At 65.6% G+C, this 20,461-nt stretch carries 21 protein-coding genes; 17 read left to right on the forward strand and 4 right to left on the reverse strand.

The window, feature by feature from the left end; translation table 11 throughout:
- Positions 1–7: 7 nt before the first annotated feature.
- The 3 genes from LQV39_RS21870 to greB all read right to left on the reverse strand — a co-directional run bounded on the left by LQV39_RS21870 (position 8) and on the right by greB (position 1,633).
- On the reverse strand, positions 8–370 hold the full coding sequence (locus LQV39_RS21870) for a hypothetical protein (RefSeq protein WP_230029252.1): 363 nt from the start codon (positions 368–370) through the stop codon (positions 8–10).
- 76 nt (positions 371–446) lie between these two features.
- The gene (locus LQV39_RS21875) at positions 447–1,061 is read right to left on the reverse strand and encodes a biliverdin-producing heme oxygenase (RefSeq protein ID WP_230029254.1); all 615 of its coding nucleotides are present in this window, start codon (positions 1,059–1,061) and stop codon (positions 447–449) included.
- A 5-nt stretch (positions 1,062–1,066) separates the two neighbouring features.
- The gene (greB, locus tag LQV39_RS21880; protein ID WP_230029256.1) at positions 1,067–1,633 is read right to left on the reverse strand and encodes a transcription elongation factor GreB; all 567 of its coding nucleotides are present in this window, start codon (positions 1,631–1,633) and stop codon (positions 1,067–1,069) included.
- A 90-nt stretch (positions 1,634–1,723) separates the two neighbouring features.
- On the opposite strand from greB, the gene LQV39_RS21885 reads away from it, so the two are divergent.
- The 12 genes from LQV39_RS21885 to LQV39_RS21940 all read left to right on the forward strand — a co-directional run bounded on the left by LQV39_RS21885 (position 1,724) and on the right by LQV39_RS21940 (position 14,350).
- Positions 1,724–2,344 carry a hypothetical protein gene (locus LQV39_RS21885; protein WP_230029258.1) on the forward strand — a complete coding sequence of 207 codons (621 nt, stop codon included), beginning with the start codon at positions 1,724–1,726 and terminating at the stop codon, positions 2,342–2,344.
- Between the two features lie 12 nt (positions 2,345–2,356).
- Positions 2,357–3,844, forward strand: coding sequence for an ATP-binding protein (locus LQV39_RS21890; RefSeq protein ID WP_230029260.1), 1,488 nt, complete (start codon positions 2,357–2,359; stop codon positions 3,842–3,844).
- The gene (locus tag LQV39_RS21895; RefSeq protein ID WP_230029262.1) at positions 3,841–4,488 is read left to right on the forward strand and encodes a response regulator transcription factor; all 648 of its coding nucleotides are present in this window, start codon (positions 3,841–3,843) and stop codon (positions 4,486–4,488) included. Before LQV39_RS21890 ends, LQV39_RS21895 begins: the two co-directional genes overlap by 4 nt.
- Before the next feature lie 122 nt (positions 4,489–4,610).
- Positions 4,611–6,170: a GGDEF domain-containing protein gene (locus tag LQV39_RS21900; RefSeq protein WP_230029269.1), complete on the forward strand. Its 1,560-nt coding sequence runs from the start codon at positions 4,611–4,613 to the stop codon at positions 6,168–6,170.
- A 372-nt stretch (positions 6,171–6,542) separates the two neighbouring features.
- Positions 6,543–8,015, forward strand: a complete 1,473-nt coding sequence (locus LQV39_RS21905) for a flagellin (RefSeq protein WP_230029274.1) — start codon at positions 6,543–6,545, stop codon at positions 8,013–8,015.
- 85 nt (positions 8,016–8,100) lie between these two features.
- The gene (locus tag LQV39_RS21910) at positions 8,101–8,451 is read left to right on the forward strand and encodes a flagellar protein FlaG (protein ID WP_230029276.1); all 351 of its coding nucleotides are present in this window, start codon (positions 8,101–8,103) and stop codon (positions 8,449–8,451) included.
- A 204-nt stretch (positions 8,452–8,655) separates the two neighbouring features.
- Complete coding sequence (gene fliD / locus LQV39_RS21915; RefSeq protein WP_230029278.1) at positions 8,656–11,334, forward strand: flagellar filament capping protein FliD; 2,679 nt, start codon at positions 8,656–8,658, stop codon at positions 11,332–11,334.
- A 24-nt stretch (positions 11,335–11,358) separates the two neighbouring features.
- Positions 11,359–11,814 carry a flagellar export chaperone FliS gene (gene fliS, locus LQV39_RS21920; protein ID WP_230029280.1) on the forward strand — a complete coding sequence of 152 codons (456 nt, stop codon included), beginning with the start codon at positions 11,359–11,361 and terminating at the stop codon, positions 11,812–11,814.
- A 3-nt stretch (positions 11,815–11,817) separates the two neighbouring features.
- A complete protein-coding gene (locus LQV39_RS21925; protein ID WP_230029282.1) occupies positions 11,818–12,144 on the forward strand; it encodes a flagellar protein FliT in 327 nt (108 codons plus the stop codon).
- Between the two features lie 8 nt (positions 12,145–12,152).
- Positions 12,153–13,253 carry a flagellar hook-length control protein FliK gene (locus LQV39_RS21930; RefSeq protein ID WP_230029284.1) on the forward strand — a complete coding sequence of 367 codons (1,101 nt, stop codon included), beginning with the start codon at positions 12,153–12,155 and terminating at the stop codon, positions 13,251–13,253.
- Positions 13,246–13,608, forward strand: a complete 363-nt coding sequence (locus LQV39_RS21935; protein ID WP_230029286.1) for an EscU/YscU/HrcU family type III secretion system export apparatus switch protein — start codon at positions 13,246–13,248, stop codon at positions 13,606–13,608. Before LQV39_RS21930 ends, LQV39_RS21935 begins: the two co-directional genes overlap by 8 nt.
- On the forward strand, positions 13,592–14,350 hold the full coding sequence (locus tag LQV39_RS21940; RefSeq protein ID WP_230029288.1) for a flagellar brake protein: 759 nt from the start codon (positions 13,592–13,594) through the stop codon (positions 14,348–14,350). Before LQV39_RS21935 ends, LQV39_RS21940 begins: the two co-directional genes overlap by 17 nt.
- Positions 14,351–14,511: 161 nt before the next feature.
- Here LQV39_RS21940 and fliE read toward each other — a convergent pair whose 3' ends face one another.
- Positions 14,512–14,928 (reverse strand): flagellar hook-basal body complex protein FliE, encoded by a 417-nt coding sequence (fliE, locus tag LQV39_RS21945; protein ID WP_230029290.1) that lies wholly within the window; start codon positions 14,926–14,928, stop codon positions 14,512–14,514.
- Positions 14,929–15,224: 296 nt separating this feature from the next.
- On the opposite strand from fliE, the gene fliF reads away from it, so the two are divergent.
- The 5 genes from fliF to fliJ are packed head-to-tail and all read left to right on the forward strand — an operon-like array spanning position 15,225 to position 20,448.
- Entirely contained in the window at positions 15,225–16,832 is a 1,608-nt protein-coding gene (gene fliF, locus LQV39_RS21950) for a flagellar basal-body MS-ring/collar protein FliF (RefSeq protein ID WP_230029292.1), read from the forward strand.
- Between the two features lie 3 nt (positions 16,833–16,835).
- Positions 16,836–17,840, forward strand: a complete 1,005-nt coding sequence (gene fliG, locus LQV39_RS21955) for a flagellar motor switch protein FliG (protein ID WP_230029294.1) — start codon at positions 16,836–16,838, stop codon at positions 17,838–17,840.
- Positions 17,840–18,583, forward strand: a complete 744-nt coding sequence (gene fliH / locus LQV39_RS21960) for a flagellar assembly protein FliH (RefSeq protein WP_230029296.1) — start codon at positions 17,840–17,842, stop codon at positions 18,581–18,583. The genes fliG and fliH overlap by 1 nt, the downstream gene beginning before the upstream one ends.
- The gene (gene fliI, locus LQV39_RS21965) at positions 18,546–19,967 is read left to right on the forward strand and encodes a flagellar protein export ATPase FliI (RefSeq protein ID WP_374199457.1); all 1,422 of its coding nucleotides are present in this window, start codon (positions 18,546–18,548) and stop codon (positions 19,965–19,967) included. The genes fliH and fliI overlap by 38 nt, the downstream gene beginning before the upstream one ends.
- A 37-nt stretch (positions 19,968–20,004) precedes the next feature.
- A complete protein-coding gene (gene fliJ, locus LQV39_RS21970) occupies positions 20,005–20,448 on the forward strand; it encodes a flagellar export protein FliJ (protein WP_230029298.1) in 444 nt (147 codons plus the stop codon).
- Positions 20,449–20,461: the final 13 nt, after the last annotated feature.

Raw genomic sequence — 20,461 nt, forward strand, 5'->3', positions numbered from 1 at the left:
CCCCGCCCTAGCGCTTCGCCGCCTCCTGCGCCGCACCATGCCTGGCCAGTACCGACTTGCGCCGCAACTCGGTGGCGATGGTCTCGTTGTACAGCTTGATGCGCATAGTGCCCTTTTCGTCGTCGAGACGCAGCACCTTGATCGGCTTCTTGCGCACGCCGACGACGGCGCAGGCGATCGCGGCAAGCATCAGCAGCAGTTCGCGGTTCGCCGCCGCCGCCGCCGCCGAACCATTGTTCTTTGACAGCAGCAGCCAGGCGATGGCGCCGAACACGATCGCCAGGCCGTACCACAGCAGGTGGCCGCCCGCGCAGCGGCAGCAGCGCGCCGGCCAGTGCAGGTGATCCTGCGGCACGTCGACGATATTCATGAAGCGTCCTTCCCGGAATCCGGCCACGGCTGCGGCCCTGTCAGGACATTCTATGTCATGCCGATAGGAAAGATTTTCACGCTTTATTGCATTGCTGGCGTTTGTGCAGGCCCAGGGCGAGGATGCTGTCGAAAGCCGCGCAGGCGCCGGCGCTGGCCTCGGCAATCTCCTCCGGGCTGCGCACGTGCTCGCGCAGCGCCTGCATGAAGGCGCGCCAGCGCGGACCGGGGCCGGCATCAAGGCCCTTCAGGTAGCGCAGCGGATGCGGGGCCAGCTGCTCATGGAGGCGCTGGTAGAGGACGGCGCCGCCCAGCTGCGAACCTTCGATCACGTAGCACACGCCCCAGCGCCAGGCGGGGCTGGCGGCGGCCGGCCAGTCGCCGGCAAGCGCCGCCGCAGCGGGCGCGGTCGGCATGCCCTGCTCGGCCAGGTCCTGCGCGATCAGGTCCAGCCGGCCAGGGAGGTCGAAATGCGGGTCGAACTGGGGGCCGTCGGTAAAACCGCTGAGCCAGACCTGCAGCGGCGCCAGCCAGGCGCGCAGCATGGCGAGGTGGGAGGCGTAATCGCCCAGCGAGGCATCAAGCGCGCCGATCGGCAAGCCGCTGTCGAGCGCCTCGTGCCGGCTGGCCGTGGCCGCGCGCAACGCAGCGAGCGCATCCGCCTCGCGCGCGGTCTCGGTGGGGTGTTTCATGACAATCAGTCCGTAATCGGTTCGGGATAGTCGACGCTGAGGATTTCCAGCTCGTCCGTGCCCAGCGGCGTCTGGAGGATGACGACCTCGCCTTCGCGCGCCTTGGTCAGCGCGCGCGCCACCGGCGACACCCAGCTGATCTTGCCCTTCAAGGGATCGAATTCGTCGATGCCGACGATGGTGACGGTGTGCTCCTCGCCCGCCTTGTTCAGGTAGGCGACCGTGGCGCCGAAGAAGACCTGGTCGTTGCCGTAATGGACGGACGGATCGACCACGAAGGCCGAGTCCAGGCGCTTGGTGAGAAAGCGGATGCGGCGGTCGATTTCGCGCAGGCGGCGCTTGCCGTAGATGTAGTCGCCGTTCTCCGAGCGGTCGCCGTTCGAGGCGGCCCAGTGCACCACGCGCACGACTTCCGGCCGGTCGACGTCGATCAGCTGCAGCAGCTCATCCTTGATGGCCTTGTGCCCGGCCGGGGTGATGTAGTTCTTGGAGCCGGCCGGGATCTGCTGGGCCAGCGCCAGGGCTTCATCATCGTCCTCGTTGTCGGACTCTTTTACAAACGCCTTGTTCATGGGTCTTATTGTATCTCCAAGCGCACAAACGTGATGCATATGCGGCACGGCTGCGGCGGCGAGCGTCTCCTTTTCCCGTATCATTCAGCCATGACACGAGCCACGACGAATGCGCGCACCCGCCTGTTCGCGCCGCTGGTGCACCTGGCCGCCCTGCTCCTGCTGCTCGAAGAGTGGTGCTGGGATGTGGGCGCGCGGCTGGGCGCAGGCCTGGCGCGGTGGCCGCTGCTGGCGGCGCTGGAAAGCCGCGTGCGCCTGCTGCCGCCCTGGGGCGCGCTGTGCCTGTTCGTGCTGCCCGGGCTGCTGCTCCTGCCGGTCAAGCTGCTGGCGCTGATGGCGATCGCGCATGGCCACGCCCTGTCCGGCATCGCCACCATCGTGATCGCCAAGCTGGGCGGCGCCCTGGTGGTGGCCCGGATCTACGCGCTGACCCTCCCGACCCTGCTGGCGTTGGGCTGGTTTGCGCGCTGCCACGGCTGGTTCATGACGCTGAAGAACCGCTGGGTCGGCCGGCTGCGCGCCAGCCGGGCTTTTTTGCAGGCCGGTGAAGCGCTGCGCGCTGCGCGGCGCACACTGCGCCAGTGGCGTTTTCGATTCGTGCGGCGCGTAGCAGGCAAGCGTTCCGCGGCGCCCTTCGGCAACCGCCACGCCAGCCGTGTGTCGCGGGTGCTGCGCCGCTTCGTCGTCCAATGGCGCGCAAGGCGCCGCTGATGGATCAATAACATGAACAATGAGACCAAACTAGCGCCGGCCATGCAGGCCGCCACCACCGAGATCTACCTGGTCGACGCCGACACCCTGCAACTGGTCGACGTCAACCAGGCGGCGCGCCAGAATCTCGGCTATGAACTGGCCCGGCTGAACGGCATGACGCCGCTCGACCTCGCGCCGGGACTCGATGCCGCCGGGCTGAAAGAGCTGCTGGCCTCGCTGGGCCCGGAGATCGGCGCCCAGGTCAGCGTATCGACCCGCTTCGTACGCGCCGACGGCAGCCGCTATCCCGTAAAGCTGTGCTTCCTGCGCATCGTGCGCGACGGCCGCACCCTGTTCCTGGCCATCGGCGACGACCAGTCCCTGGCGCACGCCGCCAGCGCCGCGCTGCAGGAATACCAGGCGCGCTTCAACGCCGTGGTCGACCATACGCCTGGCCTGGTCTACCAGTTCGTGCTGAACGCCGACGGCAGCACCGCCTTTCCTTACCTGAGCGAAGGCTGCACCGCCCTGCTGGGGCTGTCGGTGAGCGAGCTGCAGCAGGACCCGGCCCGCTTCCAGCACCTGATCCTGCTCGAGGACCGCAAGGGCTACCAGGAGACGATGCAGGCCTCGATCGATTGCGCCTGCGTGTGGAACTGGGAAGGCCGGATCCGCATCGAGGATACCTGGAACGACGTCAAGTGGATCAACCTGCGCGCGACCCCGATCCCGCTCGATGGCGGCGGCATGCAGTGGGACGGCATCATGACCAACATCACCGCCAGCAAGCTGGAGCAGGAAGAAATCAAGCGTTCGCGCGCACGCCTGGCCGAGCTGACCGAGCACAGCGCCCAGGTCAAGGAGCAGGAGCGCACCCGCATCGCGCGCGAGATCCACGACGACCTCGGCGGCAACCTCACGGCCATCAAGATGGCGCTGGCGATGCTGGCGGCGCGCCTGCCGCAAGAATCGGCCCTGCAGGAAAAAGCCGATTACCTGGACAGCCTGGTCGACCGCACCATCGAGGCGGTGCACCGGATTTCGCTGGACCTGCGGCCGTCGACCCTGGACCTGGGTATCGTCGCCGCGCTGGAATGGCAGGCGCGCGAGTTCGAAACGCGGATGGGTATCGCCTGCGTCTTTCGTGCGGACGGCGACGATATCGAGGACATCGAGAGCGAGCTCGACCCGGACCATGCCAGCGCCCTGTTCCGCATCTTCCAGGAATCGCTGACGAATATCGCCAAGCACGCCGGCGCGACCCGGGTGAGCGTCACCCTGCGCCGCCAGCGCCAGCACCTGAGCCTCACCATCTGCGATAATGGCCGCGGCATCACCCCGGCCGACCGCCTCAAGCCGCAATCCTTCGGGCTGCGCGGCATGAAGGAGCGCGCCAAGGCCCTGGGCGGCACGCTGAGCTTGTCGCCGGCACCGGGAGGTGGCACGATGGTGGCCGTCAAGATCCGCTTGGCGGCGTCACCCTTGGCGTCCCGGCAACCCGAAACCACCCGAGCATGACCGAAAAAGCCAGCATCCGCGTTTTTATTGCCGACGACCACGCCATCGTGCGTGCAGGACTGAAACAGATCCTTGCCGAGGAGCGCGACATCAGCGTCGTCGGCGAGGCGGAAACGGGCCTGGACGCCATCAAGCTGTTCCGCAAGTCCCGCTGCAACGTGCTGCTGCTCGACATCTCCCTGCCCGACCGCAACGGCATCGAAGTGCTCAAGCAGATCAAGGACGACAAGCCGGAACTGTCCGTGCTGATGCTGTCGATGCACAGGGAGGACCAGTACGCGATCCGCTCGCTGAAGGCCGGCGCCTCCGGCTACCTGACCAAGCAGAGCGCGCCGCGCGAGCTCGTCAACGCGATCCGCCAGGTGGCAAGCGGCCAGCGCTACGTGAGCGCCCAGCTGGCCCAGGTGCTGGCGGCCCAGATCGGCGAAGACCACGACAAGCCGGCCCACGAAAACCTGTCGGACCGCGAATACCAGACGCTGATGATGATCGCCTCGGGCAAGACGGTCAGCGAGATCGCCAGGGAGCTGTCGCTGTCGGTCAAGACCATCAGCGAATACCGCTCGCGCCTGTTGTCAAAAATGAACCTGAAAACCAGCGCGGAACTCACCCATTACGCCATCCGCAATCAATTAATCGATTGAGTTGTTGCAGCGTCAATACGTTCCGAATAACTAAGCGGTTTTATGGCGCTTTTTCTATCGATCAAAGTCAAGGAAGAGCGATAACATGGCGAACATAAAAATCGAAGTAGCAATGTCCAAACATGTCCAGCTCGTCACAGAACCCGGCGGAAATCGCCCGCGAGGCCTTTCGCCGGCTCGCTACCCGGCGCATCGCGCCCACGCCCGACGCTTACCGCGAAATCTATAACGAAATCGCCGGCCTGATCGCGCCTGCCGCCGCGGCGGCGCCCGGGGTCGATCCGGGCGCGGAACTCGTGCTGTCCGGCTTCGCTTTCCGCCTGGCCGACACACCCGGCGAACTGGCGGAGATCGGCTCGCGCCTGAACCGCGCGGTCAAGCAGCGCGACTGGGACGGCTACTCGAAGACGCTGTCGCAACTGACCGAAAAGCACCTGCGCCGCCACACCCATCCGGTGATGGCGCTGGGCGTCGAACCCGACGATACCCGGCAGCTGCGCGACCTCCTCAGCCGCACCCTCGCCTTCGCGGTCGCCACCCTGCTGCCGGCCGGGTCGCCGCTGGCGGGCGAGGCCGAATCGCTGGGCGTGGCCGTCAAGGGCGCGCACGACGAGGCGGCGCTGCATGACATCGGCGCGCGCCTGAAGGAACTCTGCTACCAGATCGAACTGAAGAGCGGCGGCACGGCGGAGCAGCAGGAGCTGCTGCTGCGCCTGTTCAAACTGCTGCTGGAGAACGTCAGCGAGCTGCTCGACGACGACAGCTGGATGCGCGGCCAGATCGCCGCCGTCCAGGACCTGATTGCAGGCCCGCTCGACCAGCGCGCGCTGGAAGACGCGACGCGCAGCCTGAAGGACGTCATCTACAAGCAGGGCCAGCTGAAGCACGGCATTGCCGATGTCAAGCTGACCATGAAGAACATGATGATGACCTTCATCGACCGACTCGGCTCGGTGGCGGCCTCCACCGGCGACTACCAGGAAAAGATCGGCGGCTTCTCGGAGCGCATCCGCGGCGCCGCCAACATCGAAGAATTGAACGTGGTGCTGGAAGAGGTGCTGCGCGAGACCCGCTCGGTGCAGGCCGAGGCCCTCGCCTCGCGCGACCGCATGGTGGCCGCGCACCAGGAGGTGCAGGAAGCGGAGTCGCGCATCAAGGAACTGGAAGCCAAGCTGCAGCATATGAGCGAGCTGGTGCGCGAAGACCAGCTGACCGGCAGCCTGAACCGGCGCGGCCTGGACGATGTGTTCGAACGCGAAAGCGCGCGCGCCGACCGCCGCGGCACGCCGCTGTGCGTCGCCCTGCTCGACCTCGACAATTTCAAGAAGCTCAACGACACCTACGGCCACCTGGCCGGCGACAAGGCCCTGCGCCACCTGGTCAAAGTGGTCAAGGACACGCTGCGCTCGATGGACGTGATCGCGCGCTTCGGCGGCGAGGAATTCCTGATCCTGCTGCCCGAGACCAATGTGGAAGCGGCCGCCGCGGCGATGGTGCGGGTGCAACGCGAGCTCACCAGGCATTTCTTCCTGCACGATAACGAGAAGATGCTGATCACCTTCTCCTGCGGCGTGGCGCTGCGCCACCAGAACGAGGACCAGCAGGCGCTGATGCTGCGCGCCGACCGCGCGATGTACCAGGCCAAGACCAGCGGCAAGAACCGGGTGGTGGTCGCCGAATAATCAGCTGGCTGTAAATCGTCGTAGTTAGCCGTAAGACCGTCGTCCCCGCGCAGGCGGGGACCCAAGTTCTGCGTGTGTTATCGAAACGCAAACAAACTTGGGTCCCCGCCTCCGCGGGGACGACGTCATTTAGGAAAATAAATTATTTTTTTTGACCCTAAAGTTCCCGCGATCAACGCCGCCAAGAACACGTCCATACATCTTTCGGACATTGCCACACGCAAATTTTTCGCTTTCCCACCATAAAGTTTTCCCACAGCAGTACGTTACCTGCTTCAACAGCGGTGTGAATGTCACGGAACAGCGTGGCACACCAAAGTGATCGAGTGGCACGTCGCCACACAATTGCAAGACCAAGTCTGGAGAAACACCATGGCATCCGTAATCAATACCAACGTTGCATCCCTGAACTCGCAGCGTAACCTGGCTTCCTCGTCCGCTTCCCTGAACACCTCGATCCAGCGCCTGTCCTCGGGTCTGCGTATCAACAGCGCCAAGGACGACGCTGCCGGCCTCGCGATCTCGGATCGTATGAGCTCGCAAATCCGCGGCATGAATCAGGCGACCCGCAACGCCAACGACGGCGTGTCGATGGCACAGACCGCCGAAGGCGCTCTGTCGAGCTCGGGCAACATCCTGCAGCGTATCCGCGAACTGGCAGTGCAGTCGTCGAACTCGTCGAACTCGGCCAGCGACCGCCAGGCTCTGCAAACTGAAGTCACCCAACTGGGTTCGGAACTGGGCCGCATTGCCAACACCACCGAATTCAACGGCCAGAAGCTGCTGGACGGCACGATGGGCACCGCGAACTTCCAGGTCGGCGCCAACGCCAACCAGCTGATCTCGATGACCGGCTCGAACTTCCAGACCAACACCTACGGCAACAACACCGTGGCAGTGGATGGCGCGAACGTCGCCGCCAGCTCGGCCGCCGCCGCAGGCTCGGTGACCGTTTCGGGTTCGCTCGGTTCGGTCGACATCAGCACCACGACCTCGTCGTCGGCCAAGTCGATCGTTGCCGACATCAACAACAACACCGCGAAGACCGGCGTGACCGCCAGCGCCCAGTCGGACGTCAACCTGTCGATGACCGGTGGTTCGTACTCGTTCACCCTGGCTTCGGACAATGCGTCGGCCGATGCAGTCACCGTGTCGTTCTCGGTCGGCACCAGCGGCAGCGGCGCTACCGACTACGCGTCGGCAGTCAACGCCATCAACGCCCAGTCGGCCAAGACCGGCGTGACCGCCCAGTACGACTCGAAAGAAGGCGGCATCAAGCTGACCAACTCGAACGGTTCGGACATCAAGCTCGGCTACAAGAGCGGCGGCGACGTCGACATGAAGAACTACAAGGCTGACGGCACCAAGCAGACCGCCGCCGCGTTCCAGCTGAACTCGACCAACACCGCAGCCGTCGCACAAGGCCGCGTGACCTTCGACTCGGACAGCAGCTTCTCGCTGAAAGAGACCGCGACGACCGGCTTCAACCTGAGTGGCGGCACCAACACCACCAAGGCATCGTCGCTGGATTCGGTTGCCAAGCTGGACATCACCACCTTCGAAGGCGCCCAGAAAGCGATCAAGATCGCTGACGCGGCTCTGTCGAAAGTGAACGGCCAGCGCGCTCAGTACGGCGCACTGCAGTCGCGCTTCGATTCGGCAATCTCGAACCTGCAATCGACCACCGAGAACCTGTCGGCATCGAAGTCCCGCATCACCGACACCGACTTCGCTTCGGAAACCGCCAACATGACCCGCGGCCAGATCCTGCAGCAAGCTGGTACCTCGATGCTGGCCCAGGCGAACTCGCTGCCGAACGGTGTCCTGTCGCTGCTGCGTGGCTAATCGCTGAACTCACCGTAGTGGTGTAACCGATTCCTCGGCTGAAGAAATTCAGCCGAGGAATTTTCGCTAGGGAAGATAATTCACCATGAATATTCCGCCAGTTGGTACACCCGTCACCACGAAGCTCGAAGAGCGCCAGGTAGCGCAGGCCGAGCAGGCAAGCGCCGTGTCTGCCGTGGCCAAACCGGCCCCGGCAACCGGCGCCAAGGCCTCGCGCGAAGACCTGGACGCCGCCGTCAAGAAGATCAACGACTCCATGCCGGCCTCGGCACAGAGCCTGCAATTTTCGATCGACGAAGACAGCAAGGACATCGTGGTCAAGGTCATCGACCAGAGCACCAAGGAAGTCGTGCGCCAGATTCCCACGGAAGAGGCGCTCGAAATCGCCAAATCGCTGGACAAGATGCGCGGCCTGCTGATCCGGCAGACCGCTTGAACGCAGGGGCTGCACCGGCCCCGTGCATTCATGACAAGACCGCTTCCGCCGCAAGGCGCAGCGGTCTTTTCTTTTTTATATCGAATCAAGCGTCGAAACACTGCTCAAGCGTTCTGAATTGGAATAAAGCAGTATTTCCCACTCTCAAGTACGAATTGGCGCGGCCGTTAATGACTTACATTATCCCTTTCTCGAGGAGGCCACGTGGGACTCAGTTCATCAGGTATCGGATCAGGTCTTGACGTCGACGGGCTCGTCAGCAAGCTGATGCAGGCCGAGTCGGCGCCGCTGGCCAATTACGCCAAGAAGTCGGCTGCGGTACAGTCCGAAATCACCGCCTATGGCAAGCTCAGCGCCGCAATCGGCAGCTTCCAGGGCTCCTTGTCCTCCCTCAGCAACGTTTCGACCTTCCGCGCCCTCGGCGTCACGGCCGGCGATACCGATGTACTGAGCGGCTCGGCCTCGGGCACGGCCGTGCCGGGCAACTACAAGATCAACGTCTCCCAGCTGGCCTCGGCACAAAGCCTGACCACGACCGGACGGGCCAGCACCAGCGCCATGATCGGCGCCGGCGCCAAGACCGTGCTGACTTTCCAGTTCGGCAGCGTCGGCGGCGGCAGCTTCGGCGTGAGCGGCACCGCGCTCGGCGCGGGGGTGTCCAGCGGCGGCATCGCGGCCGGTTCGCTGACCCTGAACGGCACCGCCATCGCCACCGACGGCAATACCCGCAGCGCCAAGCAACTGGCGGCGGCCATCAATGCAAAGACCGACAAGACCGGCGTCACCGCCACGGCAAGCGCCACCAGCACCGCCGCCGACATGTTCGGCAGCGCAGGCGCGACCAGCTTCGGCACCGTCACGGCCACGGCGGGCAGTAGTTACTCCCTGACCGTCGGCGGGGTCCAGCTCGCGTCCCTGGACGATACCGGCACCGGCGGCCCGCTGGCCGCGGGCGACATCGACACTGCCCTCACCGGCACCAACCCGACCACCCAGGCGCTGGCGGCGGCCGGCATCACCTTCACCGGCAAGGCCTCGGATGGCACCCTGCGCTTCTCGGCCGCCGACGGCGCCGACATCGCCGTGACCGAAACCGTCACCGGGGCCGGTGTGAAGGGCGGCCTGCAGACCGCCGCCACCGCCGCGAACGACGGTTCCACCTTCACCGCCACCGCTGGCGTCAGCCTCAGCTCGTCCTCGGGCACCTCGATCCTGGTCGGCGGCAGCAACCCGTCGCTGGCGGGCCTCACTGCCGGCACCCAGGGCAGCTACGTCGGCTCGAGCTTCACCCAGGATGGCGCCCAGGCCAGCGGCACCGTCACCCTTGAAGCCGGCGACCAGAGCCTGGCCGGCATCCGCGACGCCATCAACAAGGCGAATGTGGGCGTCACCGCCAGCATCATCTCGGACGGCAGCGATTCGCCCTACCACCTGGTCGTTACTTCGAACAAGACCGGCGCCAGCTCGTCGATGAAGATCGGCGTGGCCGGCGCCGACGGCCTCGATCCCGACCCGGCCATTGCCAGCCTGCTGGGCTACGATCCGGCCGGCGCCCAGGGCCTGACCCAGACCAGCGCGGCCCAAAGCACCAAGCTGAACGTCAATGGCATCGAAGTCAGCAGCAACAGCATGGACGTCACTGGCGCCGTCGAGGGCCTGACCATCAGCGTCAAGGACATCGGCACCAGCACCCTGAACGTGACCCGCGACACCGCCTCGGTGCGCACCGCGATCGACAGCTTCGTCAAGGCCTACAACACGCTGAACTCGACGATCTCGAGCCTGACCGCCTATAACGCCGATACCAAGACCGCCGGTCCGCTGCAGGGCGACGCCACCGCGCGCGGCATCCAGAGTCAGTTGCGCGCCGCGCTGGGCAAGGCCGTGCAGGGCCTGGGAGGCGGCCTGACCACCCTGAGCCAGGTTGGCATCGCCTTCCAGAAGGACGGCAGCCTGGCGCTCGACTCCGGCAAGTTGAGCAAGGCAATGACGGAGAAGTACGACGACATCGCCGGCGTCTTCGCGGCGGTCGGCAAGGCCACCGACGGCCTGATCTCGGTCTCCAGCAACTCGACCAAGACCCAGGCCGGCAACTACGCGGTCAACATATCGCAGATGGCGACCCAGGGCGCGCTGAAATCCGAAAACGCGCTGGCGGCGAGCACCACGATCGCCGCCAACACCACCTGGACCGTCACCCTGAACCAGACCGATCCGGTTACCGCCAGCAAGGTGCAGAACATCGCGATCCCGGCCGGCACTTATAACCAGAAAGAGCTGGCTGCGATGCTGCGCTCGGCCATCAACGGCGACAGCGATTTCGCCGGCACCGGCGACACGGTCGAGACCTCGGTCGACGCCGACGGCAAGCTGTCGATCTCATCCAGCAAATACGGCGACACCTCGAACATCGCGATCGCCAGCGTCACCGGGACCAAGGTCGAGGACCTGTTCGGCGCCGCCACCCCGGCCAAGGGCCTGAACGTGGCCGGCACCATCGGCGGCCTGGCCGCCACCGGCAACGGCCAGACCCTGACCGCGATGGCCGGCTCGGCTGTCGAAGGCTTGCAGCTGAAGGTCAACGGCGGCGCCACCGGCGACCGCGGCAGCATCAGCTTCTCGCAGGGCTACGCCTTCCAGCTGAATACGCTGGCGGCAGGCTTCATCGGCACCGACGGCATGGTGACCGGCAAGACCAACGGCCTGAACGCCACCGTGAAGTCGATCCAGAAGCAGACGGACACCTTCAACACGCGCCTGACCGCGATCGAAGCCCGCTACCGCGCCCAATTTACCGCCCTGGACTCGATGCTCTCCTCGATGCAGACGACCCAGAGCTACCTGACCCAGCAGCTCGCGGCCATCTCGGCCAATGCGGGCTAATCACTGATTTATCGGAGAACCAAGATGTTTGGAACCATGAAACGCGGCGTCAACGCCTATGCCAACGTGGGCCTGGAGACCGGCATCGCCTCGGCCTCGCCGCACAAGCTGATCGTCATGCTGTACGACGGCGCGCTGGTGGCGCTGCTGAGCGCCAAGACCAACATCGCCGCGAACAATATCGCGGCGAAGGGCACGGCGATCTCGAAGGCGATCACGATCATCGACAACGGCCTGCGCGCTTCGCTGGACAAGGACGCCGGCGGCGAAATCGCGGCCAACCTGGACGCCCTGTACGACTACATGAGCCGCCGCCTGCTGCACGCCAACCTGAAGAACGACGTGCCGGCCATCGAGGAAGTGCACCGCCTGCTCTCCGACCTGCGCGAAGCCTGGGTCGCGATCGGCGACAAGGTCGCCCAGCCGGCCGCCACGGCCGCCCCGGCAGCCCAGCCGGCGCCTGCCTTCGCGGGTGCCTGAACCATGATGACCGGACAAGACATCGTATCGGTCTATGAAGCGATGGCCGGCATCAGCGACCAGATGCTGCTTGCCGCCACCGCCAACGACTGGGACCGCGTGGTCCAGCTCGAGCAGCAGTGCAATGCCTGCGTGCGCCAGCTGAAGGCCAGCGGCGACGGCCAGCCGCTCGCCGCGCCGGAACGCGTGCGCAAAGTGAACGCGATCCGCAAGATGCTGGCCAGCGACCGCCAGATCCGCGACCTGACCCAGCCGTGGATGGCGAAGCTGTCGGCACTGATGAACAATAACGCCACCGAGCGCCGCATTGCGCGCGCTTACGGCGTCTAAGACCTGCCATGATTCCGCGCGACCAGCTTTCCTTGAGCCCCGTCGCGCGCACCGGGCCGGTCCAGACGATTGCCGACCCGCGCCAGCAGGCCTTCCAGCGCGCCATGGCGACCCAGCTCGGCCAGTCGCTGCAGGCCGAGGTCCTCGGCAAGCTCTCCGACGGCAGTTTCGTGGTGCGGGTGGCCGACATGGCGGCCCGCATGCCGCTGCCCGCCAACGTGCAGGTCGGCGCCCAGGTGCCGCTGACCCTGGTCGCCGTGCATCCGCGTCCCACCTTCCAGCTGAGCACCGCCCAGGGCGAGCAGGCCTTTGCCGAAGCCGGGCCGGCGCTGCCGGAAGGCGCTCATTTGCAGGGATCGCCGCTCGCCTGGGTGGAAGGCAAGGAGGCGGCCGCCTTGACGCGCGCCGCCGCCCTGCTCGCGCGCGCCCAGCTGCCTGCGGCCGCGCTGGGCGCGGAGAGCGGCGCCGGGGCCTCGCTCAGCAAGGCCGGCAAGGCGCTGGGCGATGTGATCGCCGCGGCCCTGGCGAGCGACACGCCGCAGACCGCCGCCATCGGCCGCACGCCGCTGCTGGGTGCGCCCGGCGCGGACGCCGGCCAGATCGCCGCGGCCTTGCGGCAGGGGATCGAAAAGAGTGGCCTGTTCTACGAATCCCATGTGGCCGAATGGGCGCAGGGAACGCGCACCCAGGCCGAGCTCGCGGCCGAGCCGCAGGCGCGCGGGATGGCGCCGCCTTCGGACCCGAACACCGCCCAGCTGATCAATCTGCAGCTGAACGCGCACGAGCAGGCGCGCATGGCCTGGCAAGGACAGCTTTGGCCGGGGCAGGAAATGCGCTGGGAGATCGAGCGGGATTCGGCGCAGCCGGAGCCTGGCTCGCATGAGGGTGGCGACGCGCCGTCGAGCTGGCAGAGCAGCCTGACCTTGCGCTTCGGCCAACTGGGCGAAGTGGCGGCGAAGGTGGTGCTGTCCGGCGGCCAGCTGCACATTCGCCTGGATGCGCCCGCGTCCGCGCGCGACCTGCTGGAGGCCGGGCGCGGGCGCCTCGCGGATGCGCTGGATGCGGCCGGCACGCCTCTGAACACCCTGGCGATCCACGGCCATGGCTAAGGACGTCAATACGCGGCGTCAGCACGCGGTCGCGTTGGCCTATGGCGCCGGCGACGCGGCGCCGAAAGTCGTGGCCAAGGGCCAGGGCCTGGTCGCCGAGCAGATCATCGGGCGCGCGCGGGATGCCGGCGTGTTCGTGCACGAGTCGAAAGAACTGGTGTCGCTGCTGATGGAAGTCGACCTCGACCGGCAAATTCCACCCGCCCTGTATCGCGCCATTGCCGAACTGTTGGCATGGCTTTATTATATTGAGTCAGCGCAAGCTCCTGGCCAGGCCCTACCCCCGCCTCCGGACACGACGCGACTCCTGCAACCAGAAGAATCACCGGTTGGAACAGATGCAAGCAATCACTGAAGCCGAACTTGAAGCCTGGCACGACTACGAAGTCGAGTCGCGCAGGGAAATTGTCGCGCTGCTGCGCCAGATCTCCGAAAAGAACCAGCTGGTCCGCGTGCTGATCAAGGGCGAGGCCGACGTCTGCGTCACCTCGATCCTAGACGTCGACGCGGATACCAATACCGTGGTGCTGGACCGTCCGGTCAGCCGCGACCAGATCGAGCGCATCGTCGCCGCCGGCGAGGTCCGCTGCGAGACCTCGCTCGACAAGATCCGCATCCTGTTCGGCGCCAGCGCGCTGCGCGAGATCAGCTACGACGGCGGCACCGCGATCCGGGCCGACATCCCGGCTCACCTGATCCGCCTGCAGCGCCGCGAGTTCTACCGCATGGCGACCCCGGTCAGCAACCCGGTGCGCGTGACCATTCCGATGCCCGCCGAACTGGGCGGCAAGCTGGAGACCTTCCCGCTGGCCGACATCAGCTGCGGCGGCATTGCGATCCTGGACAACAAGCAGATCCTGGGCACGACCATCGGCGAGACCTTCGCCGGCTGCCGCCTCGACCTGCCGGAAATCGGCCCGGTCATGACCTCGCTGCAGATCCGCAATTCGCTCGACATGACGCTGCTGAACAACAAAACCAACCGCCGCCTCGGCTGCCAGTTCGTCGACATTTCGCGCGGCAACCTGGCCGCGGTGCAGCGCTACATCACCAAGCTGGAACGCGAACGCAACGCCCGCCTGGCCGGTTTGGTCTAAATTCGGGGTCATGAATTCGGGGTCAGACCACTTTTCTGATCAATTCTGCCTCGGCAATAAACAAAGCCGCCTTCGCATGCGTCCCGGTGGGAGCAGCGAAGGCGGCTTGTTTTTTGTTACCTAGGGTTAGTTGCCACAAAAAGTGCTCTGACCCCGAATTTTTAGACTTGCATGTTCATGATGTCGTGGTAGGCCGACACCAGCTTGTTGCGCACCTGCACCGTGGCCTGGAAGGTGATGCTGGCTTTCTGCATGGCGATCATGGTGTCCGACAGGCTGACCGAATCGTCGCCCGATGCGAATTTCTTGCCCATGTCTTCCGCGTTGTCCTGGGCTTTGCTGACGTTGTCCAGCTGGGCCTTCAGCGCGTCCGAGAAGCTGACCTTGGACGAGGACTCGACGCCTTCCGCGCCGCCCGGCTTGCCCAGGCTGCCGATCCCGCCGATGCCGCCAATACCGCCAGATGACAGCGCCGACGCCGCAGACCCGCCCGAAGGCATGGCCGGCTTGCTGGCCGCCGCCTTCAGTTGCGCCATCATCGCTTCGATGCGGCTGCTGTCGATTCCGCCGATATTCATGTCCGCCTCTTTCTAGTCAGTTGGGGTCAGAGCCCATTCGCGTGAACCGGGCTCTGACCCCAAATGAAAACATTCATTCAGGCTGTCAGAATAGCAGTGCCCCGGCAAGGACTGGCGTCGAGCAGCGCCGTAAACACCCTCCTTTTCCCGGTATTGAATGTTGCCCTACGGCTTCATAATGGCGTTCAACTACCCTACACCCCCGACCAACCACCATGGCAACAGCAGCGGAACCACTCCTCGACGATGACCTCGGCGCCCACGCCGAACCCAGGCCGAAGTATTGGGAAACTCCGATGGGCAAGAAAGTCGTGGCCGGCGCCGCCGTTGCCCTGGCGCTGGCGGTCGTTGCCGCGATCTGGCTGTGGAGCTCGGCGCCCGACTACAAGGTGCTGTTCTCGAACTTCAGCGACCGCGACGGCGGCGCGATCACCGCTTCGCTCGACCAGATGGGGGTCAAGTACAAGTTCTCCGAAGGCGGCACCGCGATCCTGATCCCGGCCGAGCAGGTGCCCAGCGTGCGCCTGAAGCTGGCGTCCCAGGGCCTGCCGCGCGCCGGCAACGTCGGCTTCGAACTGCTCGAGAACCAGAAGCTGGGCACCTCGCAGTTCGTCGAACAGGTCAACTACCAGCGCTCGCTCGAAGGCGAGCTGGCGAACTCGATCCAGGCCGTGTCGGCGGTGGCGTCGGCGCGCGTGCACCTGGCGATGCCGAAGCCCTCCGTGTTCGTGCGCGACCAGCAGAAGCCCACCGCTTCGGTGCTGCTCAACCTGCAGCCGGGCCGCGCGCTCGACCAGGCGCAAGTCAGCGCCATCGTGCACCTGGTGGCCTCCTCGGTGCCGGAACTGACCCCGTCCAACGTGACCGTGGTCGACCAGAACGGCACCCTGCTCTCCGACACCAGCGCCAAAAACGGCAAGCAGCTCGATCCGAACCAGCTGAAGTACGTCGAAGCCCTGCAGGCCAACATCGTCAAGCAGGTCGAGTCGATGATCGCGCCTATCGTCGGCCAGACCAATGTGCGCGCCGAGGCGACCGCTGAAGTGGATTTCGCCCAGGTCGATACCGCCGCCGAGATGTACAAGCCGAATTCGCCGCCGGAGCCGCAGGCGATCCGCAGCCAGCAGACTTCCGAGCAGACCGGCCCCGGCTCGCAGAACCCGTCGGGCATCCCGGGCGCGCTGTCGAACCAGCCGCCGGGCGTGGCGACGGCACCGATCGAAGGCGGCGCCCCGGCAGCGGGCCAGCAGCAAACCACGACTGGCCCGTCCAGCAAGAACGCCACCACCAATTACGAAGTCGACAAGACCCTGCGCTTCGAGCAGAAGCCGATGGGCGGCATCAAGCGCCTGACCGTGGGCGTGGTGGTCAACTACCGCCGCAGCATCGATCCGAAGACCGGCAAGGTCGTGGTCAAGCCGCTCACCGCCGCCGAAGTCGCGCAGATCAATGAGCTGGTCAAGCAGGCCATGGGCTACAACCAGGCGCGCGGCGACACCCTGAACGTGGCCAACGCCCCGTTCGACGGCGTCGACAAGCCGGCCGAGGAAACCGTCGACTGGTGGAAGGACAAGAACAACCTGCCGCTGGCCAAGGACGTGGCAAAGTGGGTGTTCATCGCGCTGGTGCTGCTGTTCCTCTGGTACCGCATCCTGCGCCCGGTCCTGAAGCCGGTGATGAAGAAATTCGACGAGGCGGTCGAGATGCCGCCGGAACCGGAACCGGAAGAGCCGGAGCCGGAACCGGAACCGGACTACGAGGAAATCGCCCGCATCGCCCGCGAAGCGGAAGAACAGAAGCAGGTCATCGTCTACAAGAGCAACCTGGAGATGGCCAAGACCCTTGCGCAGAACGACCCGCGCATCGTGGCAAACGTGATCAAGGAATGGCTGGGCGCCGAATAAGACATGAGCGACAAGGACAAAGACAACATCAACAAGGCGGCCATCCTGATGCTGGCCCTGGGCGAATCGGAAGCGGCGGAAGTGATGCGCTTCCTGGGCCCGCGCGAAGTGCTCAAGCTGGGCGCGGCGATGGCGCAGATGAAGGCGGTGCAGCACGAAGAAGTGACGGCGGTGCTGACCGACTTCCGCGAGCGCGTCGACCTGCAGTCGACCGTCGGCCTGGACTCGGACGAGTACATCCGCCAGGTGCTGACCAAGGCGCTGGGCGACGACAAGGCCGCCGTGCTGCTGAACCGTATCCTGGGCGGCAAGGACGCCTCCGGCATCGAAAGCCTGAAGTGGATGGACTCGCCCTCGGTGGCGGAACTGATCCGCAACGAGCATCCGCAGATCATCGCCACCATCCTGGTCCACCTCGAGCGCGACCAGGCCTGCGAGATCCTGGCATACTTCACCGACCGCCTGCGCAACGACGTGGTGCTGCGTATCGCGACCCTGGACGGCGTCCAGCCGGCCGCGCTGCGCGAGCTGAACGACGTGCTGACCAAGCTCCTGTCGGGTAACGAGAACATCAAGAAGTCCTCGCTGGGCGGTGTGCGCACCGCGGCCGAAATCCTGAACTTCATGAGCGGCGAGCAGGAAAATTCGGTCATGGAGAACATCAAGAACTACGACAACGACATGGCGCAGAAGATCATGGACGAGATGTTCGTGTTCGATAACATCATCGACATCGACGACCGCGGCATCCAGCTGCTGCTGCGCGAAGTGCAGTCCGAGATGCTGATCATCGCGCTGAAAGGCGCTTCGCAGGATCTGCGCGAGAAGGTATTCAAGAACATGTCGCAGCGTGCGGCCGAGATGATGCGCGAAGACCTCGAATCGAAAGGGCCGGTGCGCCTGTCCGAAGTGGAATCCCAGCAGAAGCAGATCCTGCAGATCGTCCGCCGCCTGGCCGACGAAGGCCAGATCGTCCTGGGCGGCAAAGGTGAGGACTCGTTCGTCTGATGGTGAACTCGAAAGACTTCCAGCCCATGTTCAAGCGCTGGGAAATGACCTCCTTCGGCGACGAGCGCGCCAGCGCCGTGGCCGAGCGCCAGGCCGCCGAAGCAGCGGCCGCGCAGGCCCGCGCGCAAGCCGAAGCCCACCGCATGGCGCAGCGCGCAATGGAAGCGCCGCCCGCCCCCATGATCAGCGAGGAAGAGCTGGAAGCGATCCGCGAAGCGGCGCGCCAGCAGGGCTATACCGAAGGCCATGAAGCCGGCCTGGCCACCGGCCACGCCAGCGGCTATGAAGACGGCCTGGCCCTGGGCCGTGCAGAAGCCGCATCCGAACTGACCCATTTGCAGGAGATGGCCGTCAGCTTCGGCCACGCCGTCACCGAGGCCGACGAAGCCATCGCCGCGGACGTGCTGGAACTGGCGCTGCACTTGGCAAAAAATATGGTGCGCACCGCCTTCGAGGTGCGCCCCGAACTGATCCTGCCGGTGGTGCGCGAAGCGGTCGACTACTTGCCGACCCTGCAGCAGCCTGCCCTGCTGATCCTGAATCCGGAAGACGCCCTGATCGTCCGCGGCAGCATCGGCCACGAACTCGAAAAGACCGGCTGGCGCATCGTCGAGGACACGAATATCGCGCGCGGCGGCTGCCGCATCGACACCGCCAGCAACCAGATCGACGCCCAGATCGCCTCGCGCTGGCAGCGCCTGGCGCATGCGCTGGGCCGAAACGTGGAGTGGCTGGGTGACTGACCGCCACACCGCGCGCTGGAAGTCCTACCTGAAGGACTGCGGCAACGTGCTCGATTTCGTCGAGCCGATGCAGGTCTCGGGCCGCGTCACGCGCGTGGCCGGCCTGGTGATGGAGTGCGTGGGCCTGAAGCTGGCCGTGGGCAGCGCCTGTACCATCCCGGTGGCGAGCGGCGCGCGCATCGAGGCCGAAGTGGTCGGCTTCGAAGGCGAGCGCCTGTTCCTGATGCCGCAATCCGACGTCGAAGGCGTCATTCCCGGCTCGCGCGTGTTCCCGGTCGAGCCCAGCGTGCCGAAGCCCGGCAGCGTGGATCACCCGCGCCGCCGCCCGATGGACCGTGCGCGCCACCTCCCGGTGGGCTGGGGCCTGCTGGGCCGCGTGGTCGACGGCGCCGGCCGCCCGCTGGACGGCAAGGGCCCGCTGGCCACCCTTGAGATGGGCCCGCTGAACGCGCGCCCCATCAACCCGCTCGAGCGCTCGCCGATCTCGGAAACCCTGGACGTGGGCGTCCGCGCCATCAATTCCATGCTCACCGTCGGCCGCGGCCAGCGTCTCGGCCTGTTCGCCGGCACCGGCGTCGGCAAATCCGTGCTGCTGGGGATGATCGCGCGCTACACCACCGCCGACGTGATCGTGGTCGGGTTGATCGGCGAACGGGGCCGCGAGGTGAAGGAATTCATCGAGCAGATCCTCGGCGAAGAAGGCCTGGCGCGCTCCTGTGTGGTGGCGGCGCCGGCCGACTCGCCGCCGCTGCTGCGCATGCAGGGCGCCGCCTACGCCACCGCCATCGCCGAGCACTTCCGCGACGAAGGCAAGAATGTCATGCTGATCATGGATTCGCTGACCCGCTACGCCCAGGCGCAGCGCGAGATCGCCCTCGCGATCGGCGAACCGCCGGCCACCAAGGGTTATCCGCCCTCGGTGTTCGCCAAGCTGCCGGTGCTGGTGGAGCGCGCCGGCAACGGCCACGAAGGCGGCGGCTCGATCACCGCCTTCTACACCGTGCTGTCCGAGGGCGACGACCAGCAGGACCCGATCGCCGACGCCGCGCGCGGTATCCTGGACGGCCACATCGTCCTCAACCGCCGCCTGGCCGAAGCGGGCCACTACCCGGCCATCGACATCGAACAGTCGATTTCACGTGCGATGCACGGCATTACCTCGCGCGAGCACCAGCAGGCGGCGCGCACGCTCAAGCAGCTGTACTCGCGCTACGAGCGCTCGCGCGACCTGATCAGCGTGGGCGCCTACGTGGCCGGCACCGACCCGACGCTGGACAAGGCGATCGTCCTGCACGAGCGCATCGAGAAATTCCTTTGCCAGGAAATCCACGAAAACACCAACATGCTGCAGAGTTTGGGGGAATTGACCTCTCTGTTCGGCTGATTGATTGGCGGCAACGACAGCTATACTGCGAGTCACCATGGCCATCAAATCCGCACTCGAAACCCTGATCGACCTCGCACAACGCGAGTCCGACGACCGCGCCAAGCGTCTTGGCGCCGCCCTGAAGGCGGTCGAGGAAGCGGAGCAGAAGCTGCAAATGCTGCAAGGTTACCGCCAGGATTATGCGGACAAGCTGGACCAGGCCCAGATGAACGGCATCACGCCCTTCGCCTATGCGAACTTCGTGGCCTTCATGGGCAAGCTGGACAACGCGGTGAATGGCCAGAAGGAAGTGATCAAGCATGCGCAGTACAAGGCCGACACCGAACGCACGGCCCTGCAGGAGAGCGAGCGCAAGCGCCTCTCCTACCGCACCCTGAGCGAACGCGCGGCGGCCCAGGCCCTGGCGATCGAGACCAAGCGCGACCAGAAGATGATGGACGATTTCGCTGCCCGCTCGGCACGCCGCGCGCAAAGCTGAACGAAACGTTGAC

It is taken from the genome of Massilia sp. Bi118 (assembly GCF_918697865.1).
In the GTDB taxonomy this organism is placed as follows: domain Bacteria; phylum Pseudomonadota; class Gammaproteobacteria; order Burkholderiales; family Burkholderiaceae_D; genus Telluria.